Source organism: Myxococcus sp. XM-1-1-1 (assembly GCF_020037095.1).
GTDB classification, from domain to species: Bacteria; Myxococcota; Myxococcia; order Myxococcales; family Myxococcaceae; genus Myxococcus; species Myxococcus fulvus.
In genome coordinates, this window is the sequence record NZ_JAIQDH010000002.1 from 783255 (window position 1) to 806692 (window position 23438).

15 protein-coding genes are annotated in these 23438 nt (G+C 70.7%); 7 read left to right on the plus strand and 8 right to left on the minus strand.

The features are described from left to right. Positions 1-51 precede the first annotated feature (51 nt). The gene (locus tag K8640_RS07190) at positions 52-3990 is read left to right on the plus strand and encodes a non-ribosomal peptide synthetase (RefSeq protein WP_223746387.1); all 3939 of its coding nucleotides are present in this window, start codon (positions 52-54) and stop codon (positions 3988-3990) included. Between the two features lie 157 nt (positions 3991-4147). Here K8640_RS07190 and K8640_RS07195 read toward each other — a convergent pair whose 3' ends face one another. After that, positions 4148-4588: a hypothetical protein gene (locus tag K8640_RS07195; RefSeq protein ID WP_223746388.1), complete on the minus strand. Its 441-nt coding sequence runs from the start codon at positions 4586-4588 to the stop codon at positions 4148-4150. A gap of 51 nt (positions 4589-4639) precedes the next feature. Continuing rightward, positions 4640-6292 (minus strand): GTPase HflX, encoded by a 1653-nt coding sequence (gene hflX / locus K8640_RS07200; RefSeq protein WP_141332144.1) that lies wholly within the window; start codon positions 6290-6292, stop codon positions 4640-4642. Between the two features lie 163 nt (positions 6293-6455). Between hflX and proB the strand changes: the two genes are divergently transcribed. After that, positions 6456-7583, plus strand: a complete 1128-nt coding sequence (gene proB / locus K8640_RS07205; protein WP_223746389.1) for a glutamate 5-kinase — start codon at positions 6456-6458, stop codon at positions 7581-7583. Positions 7584-7593: 10 nt separating this feature from the next. Here the strand turns inward: proB and K8640_RS07210 are convergent, their stop codons facing one another. Further along, positions 7594-8058 (minus strand): hypothetical protein, encoded by a 465-nt coding sequence (locus K8640_RS07210; protein ID WP_141332142.1) that lies wholly within the window; start codon positions 8056-8058, stop codon positions 7594-7596. Between the two features lie 246 nt (positions 8059-8304). Here K8640_RS07210 and K8640_RS07215 point away from each other — a divergent pair, with 246 nt between their 5' ends. The 5 genes from K8640_RS07215 to acnA all read left to right on the plus strand — a co-directional run bounded on the left by K8640_RS07215 (position 8305) and on the right by acnA (position 16203). Further along, on the plus strand, positions 8305-9333 hold the full coding sequence (locus K8640_RS07215) for a YafY family protein (protein WP_223746390.1): 1029 nt from the start codon (positions 8305-8307) through the stop codon (positions 9331-9333). Continuing rightward, positions 9330-10259 carry a YafY family protein gene (locus K8640_RS07220; RefSeq protein WP_141332140.1) on the plus strand — a complete coding sequence of 310 codons (930 nt, stop codon included), beginning with the start codon at positions 9330-9332 and terminating at the stop codon, positions 10257-10259. The genes K8640_RS07215 and K8640_RS07220 overlap by 4 nt, the downstream gene beginning before the upstream one ends. Before the next feature lie 6 nt (positions 10260-10265). Then, positions 10266-11867 carry an FHA domain-containing protein gene (locus tag K8640_RS07225; protein WP_223746391.1) on the plus strand — a complete coding sequence of 534 codons (1602 nt, stop codon included), beginning with the start codon at positions 10266-10268 and terminating at the stop codon, positions 11865-11867. A gap of 138 nt (positions 11868-12005) precedes the next feature. Then, positions 12006-13253 carry a phosphatidylserine/phosphatidylglycerophosphate/cardiolipin synthase family protein gene (locus K8640_RS07230; RefSeq protein WP_370640318.1) on the plus strand — a complete coding sequence of 416 codons (1248 nt, stop codon included), beginning with the start codon at positions 12006-12008 and terminating at the stop codon, positions 13251-13253. Between the two features lie 214 nt (positions 13254-13467). Next, positions 13468-16203 (plus strand): aconitate hydratase AcnA, encoded by a 2736-nt coding sequence (gene acnA, locus K8640_RS07235; protein WP_223746393.1) that lies wholly within the window; start codon positions 13468-13470, stop codon positions 16201-16203. Positions 16204-16308: 105 nt separating this feature from the next. Here the strand turns inward: acnA and K8640_RS07240 are convergent, their stop codons facing one another. The 5 genes from K8640_RS07240 to K8640_RS07260 form a co-directional block, all read right to left on the minus strand. Next, positions 16309-16731, minus strand: coding sequence for an HD domain-containing protein (locus tag K8640_RS07240; RefSeq protein ID WP_046711464.1), 423 nt, complete (start codon positions 16729-16731; stop codon positions 16309-16311). Between the two features lie 90 nt (positions 16732-16821). Beyond that, complete coding sequence (locus K8640_RS07245) at positions 16822-17421, minus strand: hypothetical protein (protein WP_223746394.1); 600 nt, start codon at positions 17419-17421, stop codon at positions 16822-16824. Positions 17422-17435: 14 nt separating this feature from the next. Next, entirely contained in the window at positions 17436-18509 is a 1074-nt protein-coding gene (locus K8640_RS07250; RefSeq protein ID WP_223746395.1) for a PilW family protein, read from the minus strand. Then, on the minus strand, positions 18506-19084 hold the full coding sequence (locus K8640_RS07255; RefSeq protein ID WP_223746396.1) for a type II secretion system protein: 579 nt from the start codon (positions 19082-19084) through the stop codon (positions 18506-18508). The genes K8640_RS07250 and K8640_RS07255 overlap by 4 nt, the downstream gene beginning before the upstream one ends. After that, positions 19081-23325, minus strand: coding sequence for a hypothetical protein (locus K8640_RS07260; protein ID WP_223746397.1), 4245 nt, complete (start codon positions 23323-23325; stop codon positions 19081-19083). Before K8640_RS07260 ends, K8640_RS07255 begins: the two co-directional genes overlap by 4 nt. Positions 23326-23438 lie beyond the last annotated feature (113 nt).

The window sequence follows — 23438 nt, forward strand, 5'->3', positions numbered from 1 at the left end:
GAGCCGAAGCGAGTGGTGGGGAGGGGGCGGGGGCTCCCTCCTCTGGTGCCCGTGTCGAGGGACACGGCCCCTCCGCTGTCCTTCGCCCAGCAGCGCCTGTGGTTCCTCTCTCAGGTGGACGCGGGAGGCTTCTCCTACAACGTGCCCTTCTTCGCGCGGCTCCAGGGGCGCCTGGATGTCCCGGCGCTGGAGCGCGCGTTGTCGGACCTGGTGCGACGGCACGAGTCCTTGCGCACCACGTTCGGCGAGGAGGCGGGGCGGCCGGTGCAGCACATCCTGCCCGACGTCGAGGTGACGCTGCGGGTGACGCAGGTCGCCGACGAGGCCGAGGCACGGCGCGAAGCGGAGGCGGAGACGCGGCGCCCGTTCGACCTGGGCACGGGGCCGATGCTGCGCGCCCGGCTGCTGCGCGTGGCGGAAGACGACCATGTGTTCCTCCTGATGCTGCACCATGTCTCCTGCGATGGGTGGTCGCTGGGCGTGCTGGAGCGCGACCTGCGGGAGCTTTACGCGGCCCACACCGAAGGGCGCGCGCCCGTGTTGCCCGCGCTGCCCATCCAGTACGCGGACCACGCGGTGTGGCAGCGCGACTGGCTGAAGGGGGAGCTGCTGGATGAGCAGCTCGCGTGGTGGACGGAGCTGCTGACGGGAGCCTCTCCCTCGCTGGAGCTTCCCCTGGACCGGCCCCGACCTCCCGTGCAGACCTTCCTGGGCGCCACCGTGGCGGTGCCGCTGTCTCCATCACTCTCCCAGGCGGTGAAGGCCCTGGGGCGCGCCGAGAGCGTGACGCCGTTCATGCTGCTGCTCGCGTGCTTCCAGGTGTTGATGTCGCGCTACAGCGGACAGCGGGACGTGGTGGTGGGGACGCCCATCTCGGGACGCAACCGGCGCGAGCTGGAGAACCTCATCGGGTTCTTCGTCAACACGCTCGCGCCCCGTGTGGACGTGGACCCGGAGGAGTCCTTCCGTTCGCTCCTGGGCCGGGTGCGGCAGGTATGTCTGGGCGCCTATGCGCGACAAGACGTCCCGTTCGAGACGCTGGTGGAGGCGCTGCGCCCGCCGCGTGACTTGAGTCGCTCGCCGCTGTTCCAGGTGATGTTCGTCATCCAGGGGCCGCGCTCGCTGCCGTCGTTGCCGGGGTTGGTGGAGCAGGAGGTGTCCTTCGACTCCGGCATGTCGAAGTTCGACCTCATCTGCTTCCTGCGCGAGACGCCCGAGGGGTGGGTGGGCTTCTGGGAGTACAACACCGCGCTGTTCGACGCGGCGACGGCGCGGAGGATGGCGGGGCACTACGTCACGTTGTTGGAGGGGCTGGTGGCCGACCCGAGCGTGCGCGTCGGTGATGCGCCCTTGCTCGCGGAGTCGGAGCGGCGGGAGCTGCTGCGCGAGTGGAGCGGGCGCGAGACCCCGGACGCTGTCGCGGGGCTGATGCACGCGTGGGTCGAGGCCCAGGTGGCGCGCTCGCCTGACGCCGTGGCGGTGACGGATGGCGTGGCCTCGCTGACCTACGCCGAGCTGGAGCAGCGCGCGAACCAGCTCGCGCATCACCTGCTCGCGTTGGGGGTGACGCCTGGGAGCACGGTGGGCCTGTGCCTGGAGCGCGGTGATTTGGAGATGCCGGTGGCGGTGCTGGCCACGCTGAAGGCAGGCGCGGCGTTCCTTCCCCTGGACCCGAGCTATCCGGCACAGCGGCTGGCGCAGATGCTGGAGGACACGGGCGCGCCGGTGGTGCTGGTGCAGGGAGAGCTCGGACGCGCGCTTCCCGAGCATCCGGGGACGAGGCGGGTGCGCCTGGAGGATGAGGCCTCGCGAATCCGGACGAGGCCCGGACAGGCTCCAGCGCTGTCCCTGTCTCCCGAGACGCCCTGCTACTTCGTCTACACGTCGGGGAGCACGGGGCGTCCCAAGGGCATCCTCATGTCCCATCGCGCGGTGGGGAACATGCTGCGGTGGCTGCTCGCGCGCACCGTGGACCCGGGTGCGACGACGCTGCAGTTCGCGTCGCTGAACTTCGATGTGTCGTTCCAGGAGCTGTTCGGCACGTGGTGTCTGGGCGGCACGGTGTTGCTGGTGGGGGAGGCGGAGCGCAAGGACCCGGTGGCGCTGCTCGGGCGCATGGTGGCGCATGGAGTGGGGCGCTTGTATCTGCCCTTCGTGGCGCTCCAGGCGCTGTGCGAGGTGGCGCAGCATGAAGCGGAGCTGCCGCCCCTGCGCGAGGTGGTGACGGCGGGTGAGCAGTTGCAGGTGACGCCCGCGCTGGTGTCCTTCTTCGAGCGACTGCCAGGCTGCGTGCTGGAGAACCAGTATGGCCCGTCGGAGGCGCACGTCGTCACGGCCTGGAGGGCGCGAGGCCCGCCATCGACCTGGCCAGCGTTGCCTCCCGTGGGGACGCCCATCTCCAACGTGAAGGTGTACGTGCTGGATGAGCGGGGCGCGCCGAGCCCCGTGGGCGTGGTGGGAGAGGTGTACGTCGGCGGCGCGAGCCTCGCGCACGGGTACTGGGGCAGGACGGAGCTGACCGCGGAGCGCTTCATCCCGGATGCGCTGAGTGAGGTGCCGGGTGCGCGGCTGTATCGCACGGGCGACAAGGCGCGGTGGCTCGGCGACGGGAACCTGGAGTTCCTGGGGCGCGTGGACGGACAGGTGAAGGTGCGTGGCTTCCGTGTGGAGTTGGGTGAGGTGGAGGTGGCGCTGAAGGCGCTGCCGGGTGTGAGGGACGCGGTGGTGGTGGCGAGACAGGAGGAGGGCGGCGAGAAGCGACTGGTGGGCTACGTGGTGCACGAGGCGCCGTGTGACGTGGAGGTGCTGCGCGGGCGCCTCGAAGCACGGTTGCCGGAGTATCTGGTGCCGAGTGTGCTCGTGCGCCTGGACACACTGCCCCTGGCTCCCACGGGTAAGGTGGACCGCAAGGCGCTGCCCGCTCCGGGCTCGTTCCAACGCGTGGCTCGCGAAGGACACCAGGAACCTCGCGACGCACTGGAGCGCGCGCTGGTGGGCGTGTGGGAAGAGGTGCTGGGCGTCCGCCCTGTCGGCGTGACGGAGGACTTCTTCGCGCTGGGAGGTCACTCGCTGATGACCATCCGGTTGCTCGCGCGCATCCGTGGCGTCGTGGGCAGGAGCCTGCCGGTGGCCGCGCTCTTCCAGCGCGCGACGGTGGAGCACGTGGCCTCGGTGCTGCGACGTGAGTCGTCGTCCTGGACGCCGCTGGTGCGACTGACCGAGGGACGTGGACGTCGTCCCTTCTTCTGTGTGCATCCCGTGGGCGGCACGGTGCTGAGCTACGCGGAGCTCGCGAAGCACTTGGGGCCGGAGCAGCCGTTCCACGGGCTCGAGTCACGCGGGCTCGATGGTGAAGCGCCGCCCTGCGAGAGCATCCCCGAGATGGCGAGCCTCTACCTCGCGGCGATGCGAGACGTGCAGCCGCACGGGCCCTATCGGCTCGGAGGCTGGTCGATGGGCGCCAGCATCGCGTGGGAGATGGCGCAGCAGCTCGAGCAGCGAGGAGAGCGGGTGGAGGTGCTCGCGCTCATCGACGGCTTCGTGCGTCCGTACGATGGAGACGGCGCCGCGCCAGGGCACGACGAGGCTCAGCGCTTCGGCGAGCTGTTCCACCTCGACCTGCTGCGCGCGATGGGACACGGCGAAGCCGCGCAGAGCGCCGAGACACCCGAGGCGCTGCTGCGCATCCTGGAGACCCACGCTCGCGAGCAGGGGAGTGGCGTCACACCGTCACTCAGTGCCTTGCGCCGCGTCTTCGAGGTGAACCTGTTGGCCGCGTGGCGCTACGTGCCCAAGCCCTATTCAGGGCCTGTCGTCTCCATCGAAGCGACGGGCACTCGCCGTGTTCACGGCTGGGAGCAGGTGGCGACAGGCGCGCTCACCGTGCACGCGATTGCAGGAGACCACTACTCCATCCTGCGCGCCCCCGACGTGGGACAGGTGGCGTCAGTCCTTCGGGGCTACCTGGACGAGGTCGAAGACAGTCCGTAGCCGGAGCGCCTGGCGCCGCGACGCAGCCACCACACGAGCAACGGACCGAGAGTGATGACAAGGAAGAGGCTGAAGTAGAGGAACATCTCCCCGGAGCTGGGGTAGTCGCAGTGAGCAATCGTGAACTGCATGCTTCCCCCCTCGTTCACAGACGACCTCAGTAGCGCCGAGCGCTCGCCTCGGGGGCGGCGCCACGGATGCGCCAGACCGTCAGGCGCTGCGAGTTGGTGTGGCTCACCACCATGCCGTCCTGCTGCATCTGCTCCAGCAAACGGTGGGTCTTCAGTCGGTCCAGCCCCACGGCCTTCGCCAGCACGTCACCCGGCAGTCCGGTGATGTTGCTGCGCAGCTCGTTGACGATGGCCTTCTTGAACTCGCTCTTCTGCAGGCCGTCCAGGTCCTGCGTCCTCCACGCCTGGAGGATGCCCGCGGCGATGAGCACCAGCGTCAGTATCGCCACCAGCGGGTAGATGATGTGGCTGTTCTGCTCCAAAATCTCGAAGTACTTCGGAGACATGGAGGAGACGGGACGGGTGTAGTCCGGCACCGCCTGGGCGAGCAGGACCGACGACAAGGTGGACGCGAGGGAGATGGACACGGCCCCCCGACTCTAGGGGGAGCCATGCCACCTCGCAACCCGCACGCCGCGTCAGACGATGCCCATCGACTCGGACGCCCCTTCTGCGAACAGCGTGGTGTCCGCCTTCGCCAGGAGCGTCTGCAGCCCGTCGCGCGTCTGGGCGCTGATGGCCACCCCGCCCCGCGAGCGAAGCAGCGACTCCACCTCCTCCGCGGAGAGCAGGTCCGCCTTGTTCCACACCATCAACCGGGGCTTCTCCATCAACCCCAGCGACGACAGGATCTTCTCCACCGCCTCCACCTGGTCGTCGCGCGCCGGGTCGCCCGCGTCCACCACGTGCAGCAGGAGGCTCGCGTCGTACAGCTCCTCCAGCGTCGCGCGGAAGGCCGCCACCAGGTCCTTGGGCAGGTCCCGGATGAAGCCCACCGTGTCGGTGATGATGACCTCGCGCTCCTGCGGGAAGCGCAGCCTGCGGCTCGTCGGGTCCAGCGTGGCGAACAGCTTGTTCTCCGCCAGCACCTGCGCGTTCGTGATCGCGTTGAGCAACGTGGACTTGCCCGCGTTGGTGTACCCGACGATGGAGATGACCGGCAGCTCGCGGCGGTTTCGCTGCGCCCGCCGCACGCTGCGCTCCCGGCCAATCGTGTCGATGCGCTTCTCCAGATGCGTGATTCGCTCGCGCACCCGGCGTCGGTCGATTTCCAGCTTCGTCTCACCGGGGCCGCGCCCGCCGATGCCACCCGCGAGCCGGCTGAGCGAGTCATCGCTCTGCACCAGCCTGGGCAGCCGGTACTTCAGCTGCGCCAGCTCCACCTGGAGCTTGCCCTCGGCGCTCTGCGCGCGCTGCGCGAAGATGTCGAGGATGAGCTGGGTGCGGTCCAGGACCTTGAGGCTGGTGGCCTCGCCGATGTGGCGCCCCTGCGAGGGGGTGAGGTCCTTGTCGAAGATGAGCAGGTCCACCATGGACTGCATCGAGCGCAGGTTCAGGTCCTCCAGCTTGCCCCGCCCGATGAGGTAGCGAGGGTCCGCCTCGCGCTTCACCTGGAGCACGCTGTCCACCACCTCCACGCCCGCGGTGCGCGCCAGCTCCCTGAGCTCCGCGAGGCTCGCCTCCGCCTGCGCCCGGTTGCCGTCCAGGCACACCGCCACGAGGATGGCCTTCTCCCGCCCACTCACCGCGCGCGCCGCCGCCTTGCGGTTGAACTCCTCCTCCAGCGCGTCCAGCGTGTCGATGAGGTCCGGCTGCTCCAGGTGCACGGAGGGCAGGGTGGTGACCTGCCAGAACTCACCCGTGCCGTTCTCCGGCACGAGGTGGGCGTAGTGCAGCACGCCCGGCAGCCCCTCCTGTCCCACGCCCACCGCGGCCACGCAGTCCAGGCGCAACAGCGCCAGGTCCGTCAGGTCGTCCTTGGTGAGCGGCTCGCTCTTGAGGTGCGTGTGCACCAGCCGCAGGCCACGCAGACGCACCTGGCCCGCACGCGCGCGGCCGATGTCCGGCAGCTCCAGCTTGTGAGCATTGCCCACCACCACGTGCTCGATTTCCCCCTTGCGGTTGATGAGCACGCCCACCTGTCGGTTCGTCTCGTGGGACAGCTCGGTGAGGTGGCGGGCGAGCTCGGGCGACACGATTTCGTGAGGCGACACGCGCCGGCGGAAGGTGTTCCGCAGCCGGTGTTGCTCGTTCGCCTTGAGGCCCAGGGTGTTGCCGTAGATTTCCTTCAAACGCTTGCTCTCCTGACGGAAGCCGGCTGACCCCGTCCTTCCCGGCACTTTATACGGCGCCCCAACGATGTGGCTGACACGCCCCTCCGGCCCGGGTTGCCGGAACCGTAGTGAACACACGGCCCTTGCGCCCTGTTTCCTTTTCCGTCCTACGCTCGCGGACGTGACTCACTCGGGACGTAACGCCCTGCGCGCCGCGAAGCGCGTGGTGGTGAAGATCGGCACCAACGCCCTCACGCACGCCACCGGCCGCTTCAACCGCGAGCACTTCGTGGCGCTGGGGGAGGACCTGCTGTGGGCGGCCCAGGGCCGCGAGCTGGTGGTGGTGTCCAGCGGCGCCATCGCCCTGGGCATGGAGCGGCTGGGCCTGGGCTCGCGCCCTCGCGACATCCCGGGCAAGCAGGCGTGCGCCGCGGTGGGACAGAGCCGGCTGATGCAGGCGTACGAGGACGTCTTCGGCGCCCAGGGACAGGCGGTGGCCCAGGTGCTGCTCACCCACGAGGACATGCGGGACCGGCGGCGCTACCTCAACGTGAAGCACACCCTGGAGCGCCTGTTGTCCGCGTCCGTGGTGCCCGTCATCAACGAGAACGACACTGTCTCCGTGGACGAGCTGAAGTTCGGTGACAACGACACGCTGGCGGGCCTGGTGGCCGGCGTGGTGGAGGCCGACGCGCTGGTGCTGCTCTCCGACGTGGAGGGCCTGTTCACCGCGGACCCCCGCCGCGACGCGGGCGCGCGCCTGCTGGACACCGTGGAGGAGGTCACCTCCGACGTCCTCGCGCTCGCGGGGGGCACCTCCAGCGGCGTGGGCACCGGCGGCATGGCGACCAAGGTCCGCGCCGCCGCGAGCGCCGCCGAGCAGGGCATCCGGGGCGTCATCACCTCGGGCGCCTTGCCCGGCCGGCTGCGCGCCGTGCTGGAGGGTGAGCCCATGGGCACCCTCTTCGAGCCCACCGGCGCGCGCCGGGGCTCCCGCGCCGCGTGGATTGCCCATGCGCTGCGGCCCCTGGGCACACTCACCGTGGATGCCGGCGCGCGCGAGGCCATCGTCCACGGCAAGCGCAGCCTCCTGCCCAGCGGCGTGAAGCAGGTGACGGGCGACTTCGACCGGGGCGACCCGGTGGACCTGGCGGACGCGTCCGGCGAGGTGTTCGCGCGGGGGCTGGCGTCCTACGGCGCGGACGAGCTGCGGCGCATCGCCGGACGGCGCACGTCGGACATCGAGTCCGTGTTGGGGTACCGCTACCTGGATGAGGCCGTGCACCGCGACGACCTGGCGGTGCTGTAGCCGGCGTGGATCAGATGGAGCAGGAGGTGCCGCTCTTGCCGCCGTCGGTGCCCAGCTGCATGAGGGCTCGGAACTCGGGCGAGTCCACCTTCATCAGGAGCAGCGACACTTCCAGCTCGCCCGGCACGCGGCCGAGCTGCAGCTTGCGCTGCTGGCCGTGGAGCAGCGCCAGCTCCGAGTGGCCCTTGGCCTCCGGCAGCAGCAGGTCCAGCTGGAGGAGGAAGGACTCGCCCTCGGCGCGCGGCATCAGCACCAGTCGGTAGTCCGCCGTGGCGGCGCCCGGGCGACGGCGCTCGGCGCGCAGCGTGCGGCCCGTCTCTCCGAGCAGCTTGGGCTGGGCCACCAGCCGCCCGTCGCGCCAGACCTCCACGGCGAAATAGAGGGGCTCGGCTTCAGCGGAGGCAGGCATCATCCCGCAGAACAACCCCACCAGCAGTGCCAGCCCGGCGACCACGTCACGGAAGGTGCGGTTCATGGAGAGGTCCCTTCTGAAGCTGGCGCAGGAATATCCCAAGTCGCGCCCATAGTGCGAGCCCTCCTTGGCGGGTTCAACCTTCCCACCTGTGTTGCAACCATCACACAATTAATTACCTGCTTGCCTGTTCAGTCCTGGGTGGCTATCAGCCTGGACGCGCGCGGGCCGGGCCGTTGTTTTCCTCCTGTCACGTGCCCCTTCCTTGACCCCCTGGGGTCCGCCCGGCATCGTCGCCGACCTTCCCGAATGGACCGCACCGAACGCATCCTCGACCTCGTGGCCCTCTTGCTCGACGCGCGCGAGCCCATCTCCTGGGCCGAGCTGCGCGAGCACTTCCCCGCTGATTACGGAGGCTCGGACGACGCCGCCGAGCGCAAGTTCGAGCGCGACAAGGCGGAGCTGGTGGAGCTGGGCTTCCCGCTCACCTACGTCCAGGGAGACGACGAGCGCCGCGACGGCTACATCGTCGACCGCGACGCCTACTACCTCCCGGAGGCGGACCTCACCAAGGAGGAGCTGGCCGTGCTCTACGCCGCCGGCTCCGCCGCGCTCACGTCCGGCGCCTTCCCCGGCCGCGATGACCTGGCGCACGCCCTGCGCAAGATTGGCTTCTTCGCCGGCCAGTCGCTGCCCACGCCCAGGGTCCGCATGGAGCTGGGCGCGGTGCAGGAGGGACAGGAGAAGGAGATCTCCGCCCGCCTGGAGCAGCTCTGGGACGCGTGCGCCGCGCGCAAGTGGGTGGAGATTTCCTACGCCAGCCCCAAGCACCCCCACGCCACCCAGCGCCGCGTGGACCCGTATGGCCTGGCGCTCCGGCGCGGCGTGTGGACGCTGGTGGGCCACTGCCAGCTGCGCGGCGGCCTGCGCACCTTCCATGTCCACCGCGTGCGTGAGCTGAAGGTGAACACCGCGCGCCCGCGCACCCCGGACTTCCAGGTGCCGGAGGACTTCTCGCTCGACAACCACGTGGCGTACTTCCCGTGGCAGCACCGCTTCCACGAGCCGCAGGAGGTGGTGCTGCGGCTGTCGGGCGCGCTGGCCTCGCGCGCCTCGGGCCTGTTCCCCGGCGCCGTGCTGGAGCAGGTGGCCGAAGGGGGCATCACCCGGGCCCACCTCAAGGTGAGCTTCCTGGATGGCCTGGTGCGCTTCTGCCTGTCGCTGGGGGCGGACTGCGTGGTGGAGGGACCCGAGAGCGCCTGTGCCCGCCTGCGGGAGATGGCCGCGCGCGTGGCCAACCGCCACGCGGACGCGCAGGAAGACAAGGTGAGCGCATGAGCAACGTCCACGAGCGGCTCCGCCGCCTGCTGTTCCTCGTCCCCTACGTGTCCAAGAACCCCGGCGTCACGGTGGAGGCGCTCGCGCGCGCCCTCAACGTCAGCCGGGAGGACCTGCTGGAGGAGCTGGACCTGCTCACGTGCGTGGGCCGGCCGCCCTTCAACCCGGACGACTACATCGACATCTACGTGGACAACGACCGCGTCTACGTGGACCTGGACCAGCGCCTGTTCGCGCCGCCCCGGCTGACGGCGGGGGAGGCCGCGGCCCTGGCCGCCGCGGCGGAGCTGCTCCGGCCGGCCTCCGGGGACGCGCTGCAGAGCGCCCTGCAGAAGCTGGAGCGCGTGCTGCCGCCCCAGGTGCGCGAGCGCTACCGGGAGATGTACCGGAAGATCGACGCCTCCGCCGAGGCGCCCCAGGCCCTGGGGCCGCTCACCCGTGCGATTCTCGAGCGGCGAGAAGTCACCTTCGGATATGCCAGCCCCGGACGCCCCGCCGAGCCCCGCAGGGTGCGCCCGTACGAACTGCTCAGTCACCGGGGGCAGTGGTATCTGCAGGGCTTCTGCCACACCCGGCAGGACGCCCGACTGTTCCGGCTGGACCGGATGGAGGACCTGGCCGTCACCGACACCCCCTTCCTCCCCCCGCCCGATGCCCGGGCGGATGTCCCCAATCCCGCCCGGAGCCGCTCCGAGGCGTCCGTCCGCGTGCGCTTCTCGCCCGTGGCGGCGCCCTACGTGAAGGAGCGCTTCGGCCAGGACGCCCGCCCGCTCGCTGACGGGGGCGTGGAGGTCCTGGTGGCCGGCGACAGCGAGCGCTGGCTCACGCAGTGGGTGTTGTCCTTCGGGGGCGAGGCGGAGGTGATGGAACCCGTCTCCGCGCGAGCCGCCGTTGCCCGAGCGGCGCGAGCCTCGATAGGATTGTAGAGCCCCATGCCTTTCCAGCTGACGATCTCCGAGGGAAAAGACGCCGGCAAGGAGTTCGTCTTCGACCAGGACTCCGTGCTCATCGGTCGTACGTCCGAATGCGACGTCGTGCTGTACGACCCAGGTGTCTCCCGCCGCCACTGCCGCCTGTTCCTCGACGGTGACGCCTACAGCGTCGAGGACCAGGGCAGCGCCAATGGCACCCTGCTCAATGGCACCTCCGTGCAGACGCAGGCCCTGGAGGACGGCGACAAGCTGACCCTGGGGCCGGTGACGTTCGTCTTCACGCTGATGACGGCCGACGCCGCCACCGGCGAGGAGGAGATACCCGCCGGCGCCGAGGACGGCGCGAACAGCACGCGCATCGTGTCCGTGGACGCGCTCAAGCGTCAGCGCAACAAGGGCGTGGCCCTGGCCCCCGAGGGCGCCGACGAGCAGTCCCTGGCGGAGATGCGCCAGGGCGCCACGCGCAACAACCTCCGGGCCCTGCGTCCGGCCGGCCAGAGTGGCGCGCGCGCCGCGCTGCCCGCGTCGGCGTCGGCGGAGGCCCCCGCGGCCATCGAGCGCGCCGCGTCCTCCGCCCCCGCGCGCGCCCGTCCCGGCACGGGGGCTTCAGCGCCCGTGCGCTCCAGGCCGACCTCCAACGCGGGCGCCGCCAGCGGCCTGTCCGCCGCCGAGCGCGCCCGCATCCGCCGCGAGTCGCCGGGCCTGGTCGCCAGCGCGAAGCTGTTCTGGGCGGACGCCACCAACATGGTGCGCGGCGGCATCATCGGCGGCGCCGTGGTGCTGGTGCTGGGCATCTTCGGCCTCCTGTACTGGCTGGTGCTCAGCGGCGTGGACACGGGCCCCGTGGGCGAGGAGCCCGCCATGCTCACCGGGCAGCCCATCCGCGACTCGTTCGGCCTGGGGCCGGACGTGACGTGGAACCGCCCGGACATGAAGATCTTCGAGTGGGAGTACACCGCCGCCACCCGCGCGGTGGTCATCCTCCACTACCAGGCGCAGGGCATCTCCAAGGACGAGGTGATGGTGAGCGTCAACGGCGTGGACGTGGGCAAGGTGCCCCCGGACACGCTGGCCAGCCAGGACCGCTCCCTGGAGCTGATGATTCCCGCCCAGCACCTGAAGAAGGGCGAGCCCAACCGCATCGTCTTCGACAACACGAAGAACCCGCCGGGTGAGGACCCCTGGCGCATCTGGAACGTGTGGGTGGAGCGCGCGCTCCTGCCGGACCTGCTCCCCGAGGAGCTGGTGCGCCAGGCCAGCGAGTCCTACAAGCGCGGCCGCAAGAACAGCGACACGCCGGACATCGGCGCGCGCAACCGCTACGAGGCCTGGAAGGGCTTCCGCGAGGCGTGGCTGATGCTGGAGGCCCACCCGGAGCCCAAGCCGGACCTCTACTACGAGGCCCGCGAGCGCATGCAGACCGCGCAGCAGGAGCTGGACCGCACCTGCGCCAAGCTCCTGCTCGAGGTGGAGAAGTACTACAACCAGGGCAACTACAAGGGCGCCGCCGCCACCCTGGACCACGTGAAGCAGTACTTCCCCGAGTACGACCAGCCGTGTGCCACGCGCGCCGAGAACAAGCGCGCCGAGTACGGGCTGTAGTCGTCGCGGGTTTTCGCCGGGATGCACCGTCCTGCACAGGACGGTGCATCACCCCGAGGGGCCGTCCGCGAGGCCCGTCGGGTTGCCGGCGCGAGGGGCCGTCCGCACCGTAAGGTCGCCATGCGCGACCTGGAGGTCATGAGCGAGAGGACGGGTGTCTCGGGTGAGGAGCCGCCCGAGGCCGGCTGTTCCCAGGGCCCCCTGCCGGAGCAGGCGCCCGTCTGGAGCCCTGGTGTCTCCAGCCTCCTGCTGGCGCGCTACTACCTGCCGCGCGGCCACTCGGTGGTCCGGGGCAACGCGTGCGAGCTGCTCCGCGACGGCGTGGAGGCCTATCCGGCGATGCTGGACGCCATCCGCCGGGCGCGGCGCTACATCCGCCTGGAGACGTACATGTTCATCACCGACGCCGTCGGTGAGCTGTTCGGCCAGGCGCTCGCGGAGGCGGCCGAGCGGGGCGTGCACGTGAAGGTGCTCTACGACGCGGTGGGCTCGTGGACCAGCCGCAAGTCGTACTTCGACACCCTGCGCCAGCGCGGCGTGGACATCCGCCCCTTCAAGCCCTTCAACCTGTCGCGCGGCTGGCGCCACCTGCTGCGCCGGGACCACCGGAAGATCCTCATCGTCGACGGGGAGGTGGCCTTCACCGGGGGCGTCAACATCTCCGCGCACTGGGCGCCGGCGGGGGAGGGCGGCGGCTGGCGCGATGACGTGCTGCGCATCGAGGGGCCCGCGGTGCACGCGCTGGAGCGCCGCTTCCTCGCCACGTGGAGGATGATGTTCCAGGACCGCTTCCACCGCTGGGCCACGGGCCTGGGGCGGCTGCGGCGCCGGCGCGGCGGGGGCGCGCGGGGCCAGGTGGGGCTGGCGGTGCTGTCCAGCCGCCGCAGCATCCACCGGGCGTACCTGCACGCCATCCAGCGCTCGCGCAAGAGCGTGCTCATCGCCGCGGCCTACTTCGTGCCGGACCGGCGGCTCGTCGCCGCGCTGCGCGACGCGGCCCGGCGGGGCGTGGAGGTGAGCCTCTTGCTCAACGCCCGCTCGGACCACCCCCTCCTCGAGTTCGTCACCCGCGCCTTCTACGAGAAGCTCCTGGGCGCGGGCGTGCGCATCTTCGAGTGGCAGCGCGGCGTGCTCCACGCCAAGACGGCCGTCGTGGACGGGGCCTGGGGTACCCTGGGCTCGTTCAACCTGGAGCGGCTGAGCCTGGCCTTCAACCACGAGGTCAACGCCGTCTTCGCCGACCCGCGCCTGGGCCGGCAACTGGAGGAGTCCTTCCGGACGGACTGCGGCGACTGCCGCGAGGTGACGCTGGCGGAGTTCCGCCGCCGGCCCCTGTGGCGCAAGCTGCTGGAGCGCGCCCTGTACGCCCTGCGCAAGGTGCTCTGAAGGCCCGCCCCGGGGTTGTCCTGGGGCTGCCCCGCCGTGACGCAAGAGGTGTCGCGGACGACATTCCCCCAGCGGGACGCATGGTTCCGATGAGCGGGGCTGGACCCTTGCTGGGTCAACCGTCCATCGCCGGATGCGTGTGCAGGAACCCTTTGCAACGCGTCAAAGGCGAGCCTAGAAGTCCCCACATCCTGCGCACGGAAGGGCACCGCACATGACCGACAGTTTCGGCACGAAGTCCAAGCTCCAGGTGGGCTCGGCCACCTATGACTACTTCAGCCTGAGCAAGCTGGCCAAGGCCCACCCGTCGGTGGACCGCCTGCCCTTCTCGCTGAAGGTGCTGCTGGAGAACCTGCTGCGCAACGAGGACGGGCGCGTCGTCAAGCGCGAGCACGTGGAGAAGATGCTCGCGTGGGACCCCAAGGCCACCCCGGACGTGGAGATCTCCTTCCACCCGGCGCGCGTGCTGCTGCAGGACTTCACCGGCGTCCCCGCCGTCGTGGACCTGGCCGCCATGCGTGAGGCGCTCGCCTCCATGGGCGGCGACCCGTCGAAGATCAACCCGCGCAACCCCGCCGACCTGGTCATCGACCACTCGGTGCAGATCGACTCCTTCGCGACGACGGCGGCCTTCAAGGAGAACGCGGAGCTGGAGTTCGAGCGCAACCGCGAGCGCTACGCCTTCCTGCGCTGGGGCCAGAGCGCGTTCAAGGGCTTTGGCGTCGTCCCGCCGGACATCGGCATCTGCCACCAGGTGAACCTGGAGTTCCTGGCGCAGGTGACGTTCCGCCAGGGCAGCACCGTGTACCCGGACACGCTGGTGGGCACCGACAGCCACACCACGATGATCAACGGCCTGGGCGTGGTGGGCTGGGGTGTGGGCGGCATCGAGGCGGAGGCCGCGCTGCTCGGCCAGCCGATTACCATGCTCATCCCCCAGGTGGTGGGCTTCAAGCTCACCGGCCAGCTGCCCGCGGGCGCCACGGCGACGGACCTGGTCCTCACCGTCACGCAGATGCTCCGCAAGAAGGGCGTGGTCGGCAAGTTCGTGGAGTTCTACGGCAGCGGCCTCAAGGGCCTGTCCCTGCCGGACCGCGCGACCATCGCCAACATGGCGCCCGAGTACGGCGCCACCATCGGCTTCTTCCCGGTGGACGAGGAGAGCCTCAACTACCTGCGCTTCACCGGCCGCCCCGAGGCCGTCGTGGCCCTCACGGAGGCGTACGCGAAGGAGCAGGGCCTGTGGCTCGCCGCCGACGCGAAGGACCCCGTCTTCAGCGACACGCTGGAGCTGGACCTGTCCACCGTGGTGCCCAGCCTCGCCGGCCCCAAGCGCCCGCAGGACCGCGTGCCCCTCAAGGACATGAAGTCCGGCTACGAGAAGTCGCTCGTGGAGATGCTCTCCGCCGGCAAGAGCAAGGGCGAGGATGACGAGGGCGGCGGCAAGGCCAAGGCGGCCCCCGCGGCCGAGGTCCCCGCCGAGCGGCTGGCCCAGAGCGTCACCGTGAAGCAGGGCCGCCAGAGCTACCAGCTGGGCCACGGCGCGGTGGTGATTGCGTCGATCACGTCCTGCACCAACACGTCCAACCCGGCGGTGCTGGTGGGCGCGGGCATCCTGGCCAAGAAGGCCGTGGAGAAGGGCCTCAACCCCAAGCCCTGGGTGAAGACCAGCCTGGCGCCGGGCAGCCGCGTCGTCACCGAGTACCTGCGTGACTCCGGCCTGCTGCCGTACCTGGAGGCCGTGGGCTTCCACGTGGTGGGCTACGGCTGCACCACCTGCATCGGCAACTCGGGTCCGCTGACGGAGCCCGTCGCCAACGCCGTCGTCGAGGGCGACCTCGTGGTGGCCGCGGTGCTCTCCGGCAACCGCAACTTCGAGGGCCGCATCAACCCGCACGTGCGCATGAACTACCTGGCGAGCCCCCCGCTCGTGGTGGCGTACGCGCTGGCGGGCGAGGTGGGGCTGGACCTGGACACGCAGCCCTTGGGCACGGACCCGAACGGCCGCGAGGTGTTCCTCAAGGACATCTGGCCCACCAACGACGAAATCAAGGCGGTCATCCGCGCGTCGGTGAAGCCCGAGCAGTTCCGCAGCCAGTACGCCAACGCCATGGAGGGCGACGCGCTCTGGCAGCAGCTGCCCGTGGGCAAGGGCTCCACGTTCCAGTGGGATGAGAAGTCCACCTACGTGCGCAAGCCGCCCTTCTTCGAGAACCTGCCGAAGGAGCCCAAGGCCACGCAGGACATCAAGGGCGCGCGCGTGCTGGCGCTCCTGGGTGACTCCGTGACGACGGACCACATCTCGCCCGCGGGCAACATCGCCAAGACGAGCCCGGCGGCCAAGTACCTCATGGCCGAGGGCGTGGAGCCCAAGGACTTCAACTCCTACGGCGCGCGCCGCGGCAACCACGAGGTGATGGTGCGCGGCACCTTCGCCAACATCCGCCTGAAGAACCTGCTGGTGCCCGGCGTGGAGGGTGGCGTCACCGTCCACATCCCCACCCGCGAGCGGATGAGCATCTACGACGCGTCCATGAAGTACCAGGCGGACGGCACGCCGCTGGTGGTGCTGGCCGGCGCCGAGTACGGCACGGGCTCCAGCCGTGACTGGGCCGCCAAGGGCACGCAGCTGCTCGGCGTGAAGGCCGTCATCGCCAAGAGCTTCGAGCGCATCCACCGCTCCAACCTCGTCGGCATGGGCGTGCTGCCCCTGCAGTTCGAGGCGGGCCAGGACGCGCAGTCGCTCGGCCTCACCGGCCACGAGGCGTTCGAAATCACCGGAGTCGCGCAGGACCTGGCGCCGCAGAAGAAGCTCACCGTGAAGGCCACGGGCGAGGGCGGCGAGAAGAGCTTCACGGTGGTGTGCCGCATCGACACGCCCAACGAGCTCGACTACTACCGCCACGGCGGCATCCTGCAGTACGTGCTGCGCCAGCTGGCGAAGGCGTAGCGCGCCGCGAAGACGAAGACGAGACGGGCCCCGCTTTCCTCGGCGGGGTGCCGGCTCACACGACGGCCCGGAGTGCCCGCTGCGGCGCTCCGGGCCGTGGTGTCTTCAGAGCTGCTTCAGGCGCGCCCAGGCGGCGCGGTAGCGCGCCAGCCGGTCCATGTCCTTCGCCGTCACCTGGGTGAGGCGGCGCACGTCCATGTTGTCCTCCAGGTCCGCCAGCTTCACCCGGCGCGCCAGCGGGTCCGGGCGCAGCCGCTCGATGAAGGCCTCGTAGGACTCCTCCTGGCGGCGGGTGAGGCCCTCCAGCGCGCGCAGGACGGGCTCCGCGTAGCCCTGCTCGCGCAGGCGCTCAATCGTCCAGGGCGTGTCCTCCACCACGTCGTGGAGGATGGCGACGGTGCGCTCCTCCTCCGTCTCCAGCTTCAGCATCAGCCGCAGCGGGTGCAGGATGTAGGGCTGTCCGGCCTTGTCCCGCTGCCCGCGGTGCGCCTCCACCGCGAGGGCAATCGCGTCTTCGAGCGTGCGCATTCCAGGTGTCCTCCGTGACGGGAGGCCCAGGATGTCGCCGCGGGAGGCCGGGGCGTCGCGCGTGGGTGGGCCCCCTCGCGCGACGCGTCGTCAGTTGCAGTTGCCGGAGCCCGAGCCCGCGGTGCCCTGGGCGCAGTTGGTGCCGCCTCCGCCGTTGTAGCTGAGCAGGCCCTCGAGCGCGAGCTGGGTGGGCGTCTGGGCACCGTCCGCGCGGCGGGGGCGCAGCGTCTCGGAGATGCAGATGGCGCCCACCAGCGCCACCTGGTCGTTGTCCCGCCGCCAGTCGACCGTCAGTGGCGCGAACTCGTCCTCGTTGTCGCGGATGTAGATGTAGACGTCGGGCTTGCCGTCGCCGTCCACGTCCGCGAAGAGCTCCGGGTGGTTGGAGCGCAGGGTCGGGTCGGCGGGGTTGGCCGGGTTCGGGTTGAAGCTGGAGCGCACCGGGTCATAGACGGCAGGCTGGGACAGGTAGGTGTTCCAGCTGGGGTAGTTGCGCCCGAAGTAGCTGCGCGCGAGCTGCAGGCCGCTGTCCGCGCAGCTCTGGCGCTGGCTGGCGCGGCTGCTGGCCACGGCGCGGATGCGCTCGCCGCCCGCGTACATCATCAGGCTGGCCACCAGGCCCAGCAGCACGGTGACGAGCAGGACCACCACCAGCAGCGTGGCCCCGCGAGGGGAGGGAGGGGTGCGCATGGGAATCCTCGGGCTCACAGGTTGGCGGCCGCCAGGTTGGGCAGCTCCATGCGACGGGTGAAGAGGCTGCGGTAGTAGCCGTCCGCGGCCACCGTGGGCGCCCGGACGTTGTTCTCCACGGTGACGGGCTTGTCGTCCGCCAGCACCGCGGAGCTCTGGCTGTTGCGGCGCGGGTTGCGGCCGGTGGCCACCACGCTGATGCGCAGCGTGCGCAGCCCCGACTGATGGTCGGCGCCCTGGCCGTGCCTCCAGGTGTACTGCGCCGGGTCATCCATGCCCGTGGTGTCGAACCCGAAGGCCACCTGGAAGTCCTCCACGTTCTCCTGCACGACGAAGGGCGTCGCCCCGGCCATGTCGGAGAAGGGGCGGCCCAGCGCGTCCGCCACCAGCCGGCCCTCGGTGCGCAGGAGCGACGGGCGCCTGGAGACCGGATGCGGGCCGATGAAGAAGTGCACCAGCCGCACCGGGTACACCAAATCCCCCTTCTGGAAGCCGCCCTTCTCCGGGGCGTTGGAGAAGCCCGGCGTGCCGGACTCGGCGTAGTTCACCCGGCCCGGCACGCCCGGCGTGGACGGGACGATGTTCAGCTCGGAGATGAGCGCCGCGGAGGTCATGTTGCTGACCAGGTGGAGCTGCGGGGCCTTGAGGCTCTGGGTGCAGTTGACCTCGAGCTCGCCGGTGCCGGGGCGCACCACGGACACGGCGGCGCCCGGGGTGACGCAGGGCTCGCCCAGGTAGTCGCGGTCCGGCACGACCAGCCACAGGTCGTCGCTGCCGTCGGCCGTGGTGACGTTGCCGGAGGTGCCCGCGCCGGTGGTGCCGTCGCGTCCGAAGAAGGCGCTGGTGCGCACCGGGACGCCGTTGCGGCGCACCCAGATGCCGTTGGGCGCGCCCGCGCCCGCCTGCCGCACCAGGCTCATGATGGCCTCGCCCGCCAGGCGCGCCGAGTCGTGGCTGTCCGTCGTGTGCTCCGTGTTGTGGACCACGCGGCTGCCGGCCACCATCAGCGCCGCGGCGGCCGCGATGATGATGCTGGTGAGCGCCAGCGCCACCATCGTCTCCAGCAGCGTCATGCCTCGCGTCTTCATTGGACGAACACCTCGCTGTGCGCCTGCGCGCGGGCGGCCGTGTCGCCCTTGCGCACGATGCGGGCCCAGACCGTCACCGGCTGGGCGCCCGGGGGGAGGACTCCGGGGACGGCGGGCTCCCTGGGCAGCCCCTTCGTCACCAGCATCTCCCGGCAGTACGTGCCGTCCGGCAGCGCGGGGGCGTTGCACGGCGTGCCGGCGGGGATGCCCGCCAGGGGCTCCACCGTGCCGTCGGCGGACAGCTTGAAGTAGGCGCCGGAGGAGGGGTCCCCCGGCACGTGCGTGCTCACGTCCGCCTTCCACGGCGCCGCGCCCGGGGCCAGCTCCGTGGGGAAGGTGGCGGGGCGCTCCACCGCGTCGACGATGAGCCTCGACTTCGAGGCCAGCCGCAGCCGCTGCATGCTGGCGTCGAGCATCATCCGCTTGGCCTGCAAGAGCTGCCCGTCATGGACGTCGCGGGAGGCGAACACCATGCCTCCCACCGCGCCCGCGGCGGCCAGGGCCAGCACGCCCATGGACACGAGCACCTCGACGAGACTTGCGCCGCGGCGCGCGGCGAGACGTTGCGAGCTCATTCGAAGAACCTCTGGCTCCAGTTGAGCAGCCGGAAGACGAAGCCGTTCTGGCCGTTGACGCGCATCTGCTCCTTCGCCTCGGGGGTGTTCGCCCCCGCCGGGTCGTTCATCGTGTGGCGGGCAATCTTGCTCACGCCCAGGCCGATGACGTGGCTCTGGGACGACGCGCCGCTGCCCTGCTGGAACACCGCCACGCCGCCGAAGTTGGCCACCGTCATGGAGGACAGGCTGCTGACGGCCCCCGTCCCCGACGTCGCCGTGTTGCCCAGGTCCAGCGCCCACGTCTTGCCGCTGATGTTGCCCTCGACGGACATCAGGTCGGAGCCGATCTTCCCGTTCGCGGTGGAGAAGTACGCGGTGCGCCCCGCGACGGTGATGGTGCCGTACACGTGCTGCGGAGCGCCGAACGTCAGCGGGAAGGGCGTGGGCTCCTGGAGGATGCCCTGCTGGGTGGCCAGCCCCTTGGCTTCCGAGGCGCTGATGTTGGTGCCGTCCAGCTTGAGGCCCGCGGTGCCCAGCGGCAGCCGGCGCGAGGTGCCCAGCAGCGCCAGGTGCAGCTGGCCCGCGTCGTCGGCCGGCACCCAGTCCACGCCGCCCGTGCCCACCAGGGCCACCAGCTCGCCCTCGTAGTTCTTCAGGGCGCTGCCCGCGGTGATGTTCTGGGGCAGGCGCGCCAGCGCCACGTTGGTGGAGAGCGGCCGACGGTCACCGGTGACGGACTGCGCGTCCAGTCCGGTGAACTTGCACGGCGTGGCGCACGGCGGGTTGGCGCGCGCCACGTTGACGTTCTGCCCGGTGGCGCCGTCCAGCTCCCACAGCTTGCCCTCCATGTCGCCCGTGTACACGCGCGCCGCGCCGCCGGTGTCCGTCAGGACGGTGGGCGCGTGGGGCGGCGTGTTGTCCACCCAGGCCTGGGTGTAGCCGCGCTCCCACTGCCACAGCTTCTGGCCGGTGGCGATGTCGATGGCGAACACCTGCATGCCGAAGGTGGGCGAGCCCTGCGCGCCGGAGCTGCTGGCGCCGACGAAGACGGTGTACGTGGGCTCCAGGCCCTGGCGCACCACGCCCACCGACAGGCCCCGGGTGCCGCCCATCTCCGTGTAGTTGTAGAGGCCCGTCGGGTGGCGGCCCGGGTCGTCCAGGGGCGCCATGACGAAGTGGGCCGTCTCCTCGCGCCACTTCGCCGCCCACTGGGTGCCGCCCGTGTCGCGGTCCGCCAGCTCCACCGGCGCGTGCGGAGGGAAGCTGCCCGCCTGGAAGTGGCTGCCCACCAGGTGCCACAGCAGCACGGGCCTGAGCGGGTTGGTGATGTCGAGCGCGAACAGGTCCCGCCCCTTCTGGCCCGCGTTGGCCACCAGCACCGTGTGCCACTCGCGCTTGCCGCTGCCCACGAAGTCCGCGAAGACGTCCAGCACCACCGGCGCGCTGTTGACGGCCGCCGCGTTGCTGCGCAGCCACGGCAGCTGGGTGGCGGGCAGGAAGCTCCACAGCTCCGTGCCCGGCGGGGGCGTGGAGCCGCCCTGGAAGCTGGCGCTCCAGTTCTTGGGGAAGGCCGTGTCCGCGGGGCTGACGTTGGGGAAGGACAGGTTCTCCGCGGGGCCCGCGTAGCGCGCGCCGCCGGACACGTAGAAGGCGTGGAGCTGACCGTCCAGGCCCGCGGCGTAGGCCACGGTGGGCCGGGGCGCGACCTTGTCCGGGATGTACCCGCTGGGCTTCACCACCGCGGGCGAGGAGTGCACGAAGCCGCCCAGGCGCGCGCGGTTCTCCGCGTCCTCGTTGTTGCACTGGCTGTCGGAGGGCTCGAGCACGGGGCTGCCCGAGCCGTCGTTGCCGGTGGAGGTGGCGTAGCAGAAGCCGCGCACGCGCTGGAGCATCTGCGCCACCGCGTTGAAGTCGTTGGCCAGCTTCGCCTTGTTGACGGCGGCGGTGCTCTGGCCGAAGTCGGTGCCCGCGAGCTGCTCGGTGAACTGCACCGCCTGCTGCAAGTCACACACGCCGTCGCCGGTGGGCGTGGTGACGAAGTCGAAGCGCGAGGTGCCGTCGGGGTTCTTGACCTCGCCCAGCTTGAGCACGTCCACGCAGTGGGGGTTGGGGCCCGAGCCGTAGTTGGCGTTGATGGCGGTGCCGGCCACGTTCTGCGGCTTCCAGCCCACCTGGAGCACGCCGCGCGGCGCGCGCAGGCCGGTGCCCAGGGACGGGTTCTCCTTCACCTGGCCACCGAAGTAGGTGAACAGGTTGCGCTCGCGCGGGTGGGGCATGACGGTGTCCGCGTCCCACAGGGTGGCCTCGTCCAGCGCGCTCTCGCCGGTGGCGAGCGCGTTGCCGCCGATGAGCGAGTGGGCGCGCAGGTGGCCCGGGTAGTAGGGGAACACCCAGTGGGAGCCCTGCGTCGGCAGGAACGTGTCCGCGCCGGGCGGGTAGCCCCTCACCGCGTCGTACGTGGCCGCCATCACCAGCGCGCGCGAGCCGTCGCCGTCACTGCCGTTGGGGTCCTCGAAGGCCACGGGCGCGGAGAGGGCGCGCTCGTTGCTCAAGGGCTCCGAGCCCAGGTTGAGCAGCGTGTTGAGCACGATGCGCGTGCCGGGGACGCTCGCCTTGAAGTCGTGCCCGGCGAGGTAGACGATGGTCGCCTTCTTCGGGTCGTTGTCCTTCTGGTTGAAGGAGAAGAAGTCGTGACCGCGCCGGGCGTCCTGGCCGACGTGGGTGGCGTTGTCGTAGACGTGCTCGTCCTTGTGGCCGTACCAGCTCACCGCGAGCCGCCGCACGCCGTCCTTGTACGTCGCGCGGTAGTTCTCCGTGTGGCCCACCACGTTGTTGAAGCGGAAGTCGCCCATCTGGGAGAACGGGTCCCCGGCGTTGGGGTAGATGACGCACTGGCCGCGGTTGCGCTCCGCCTGCGCCATGTAGTCCGGGTCCGTGCAGTTGCGGCCGTCCCAGCTCCTGCCGCCGCTGAGCTGGTTGATTTGAAAGCCGGACTCGGCCTGGAAGCGCGAGGAGAGCACGGGCGTGCGGTCCGGCTTGAGCGTCGCCTCGTAGGACCAGATGCTCGCGCACTCGGCGAACAGGCCGTTGCCGCGCTGGTTGGTGAAGTACTCCACGTTGTTGAGGGCGTTCTCGCGCTGGGTGGTGGCGCCGTCGCCGTTGGGCACGTACTCGCGGCGGGCGATGTTCCCGATTTCCCAGTGGGGCGCCCAGAACACCTTGTAGCGGGGCTTCTTGGTGACGGGGTCCACCGCGTTGAGCAGGCCGTTCTTGAAGGTGGCGGTGGAGACCAGGTCCGCGTTGGCGTGGAGCGCGTCGTAGATGAGGCCGGGCTTCTTGCCGTTGAGCGTGCAGCCGGACGTCGTGCCCTCGGGGCAGCCGCCCGCGCCCGGGAAGTCCAGGCCGGCGTTGCGCAGGTAGTCGTCCAGCATGCCGCCCTTCACCAGCGGGTCGCCGGCGCTGTTGAAGCCGTCCGACAAGTCCAGCAGGGCGATCTTGGGCGGGACGCGGTTGATGCGGCGGGCCACCGGCGCGGTGAACTCGATGGTGGCCTGGTGCATGCGCACGTGGTGGCAGCCGCTGTTGTTGGTGAAGGTGGCGCAGCCCCGGGCGCAGGTGGTGCGGAACTTCTCCGGGGACAGGTCGCCGGAGCCCGAGCGGATGAAGTCGATGGCGTTCTTCGCGTCCTCGGCGGCGATGATGAAGGCGCCGCCCGAGTAGCGCGCGGTGGTGAAGCGCGGGTTGGCGACGGTGTGGTTCAGCGTCACCGCGGTGAAGTAGGGCCGGGCCTGGGTCGCGGTGGTGGTGAAGTTCTCGATGGCGGCGTTGGGATAGACGCCGCTCGCGGGGAAGGGGACCCCGTAGTTCACCGGCACCACGGGCTGCTCGTTCTCCTTGGTGTTGGTGATGGTGAAGTCGCAGCCGTCGTTCCACCGGTCGTCATTGGCGGGCGCCGGCGCGGTGTGACGGTTGGTGGGCACGCACCGGTTGGGGGACGTCTTCTGGTCGTTGATGGCCAGATACACCGTCACCGGGTTGTTGGCGTTGAAGCCGCCCGGCTGGTTCGCCTGGAGGATTCGCCACACCAGACCGTACGCGGACAGCGAGCCGCAGCCCTGCTGGAAGGTCGCGTTCTCGGGGATGATGAGCGAGCCGCGACTGAAGGTGACGAGGTCCGCCGCGGACGCGGGGAGCGCCAGCAGGACGCATATCGCGACCAGCGCGCGACGCAGCAGCAAGGAGGGGGGCCGAGGGCTCATGGGGTGCTCCCACCGGGGGGGTGAGCCGACCCGGGACAGGGTCAGCCTGGCCACCCGACTGCACACCCTGTGCCCGGCTCCGACGCCCGCTTGCTCCCAGTAGGGCGCTGGAA

Excerpts from the sequence above, each read along its gene's own strand:
- K8640_RS07210 (WP_141332142.1), bottom strand. The coding sequence starts at position 8,058 with ATGAACCGCACCTTCCGTGACGTGGTCGCCGGGCTGGCACTGCTGGTG.
- K8640_RS07215 (WP_223746390.1), top strand. The coding sequence starts at position 8,305 with ATGGACCGCACCGAACGCATCCTCGACCTCGTGGCCCTCTTGCTCGAC.
- K8640_RS07220 (WP_141332140.1), top strand. The coding sequence starts at position 9,330 with ATGAGCAACGTCCACGAGCGGCTCCGCCGCCTGCTGTTCCTCGTCCCC.
- K8640_RS07225 (WP_223746391.1), top strand. The coding sequence starts at position 10,266 with ATGCCTTTCCAGCTGACGATCTCCGAGGGAAAAGACGCCGGCAAGGAG.
- K8640_RS07230 (WP_370640318.1), top strand. The coding sequence starts at position 12,006 with ATGAGCGAGAGGACGGGTGTCTCGGGTGAGGAGCCGCCCGAGGCCGGC.
- acnA (WP_223746393.1), top strand. The coding sequence starts at position 13,468 with ATGACCGACAGTTTCGGCACGAAGTCCAAGCTCCAGGTGGGCTCGGCC.
- K8640_RS07240 (WP_046711464.1), bottom strand. The coding sequence starts at position 16,731 with ATGCGCACGCTCGAAGACGCGATTGCCCTCGCGGTGGAGGCGCACCGC.
- K8640_RS07245 (WP_223746394.1), bottom strand. The coding sequence starts at position 17,421 with ATGCGCACCCCTCCCTCCCCTCGCGGGGCCACGCTGCTGGTGGTGGTC.
- K8640_RS07250 (WP_223746395.1), bottom strand. The coding sequence starts at position 18,509 with ATGAAGACGCGAGGCATGACGCTGCTGGAGACGATGGTGGCGCTGGCG.
- K8640_RS07255 (WP_223746396.1), bottom strand. The coding sequence starts at position 19,084 with ATGAGCTCGCAACGTCTCGCCGCGCGCCGCGGCGCAAGTCTCGTCGAG.
- K8640_RS07260 (WP_223746397.1), bottom strand. The coding sequence starts at position 23,325 with ATGAGCCCTCGGCCCCCCTCCTTGCTGCTGCGTCGCGCGCTGGTCGCG.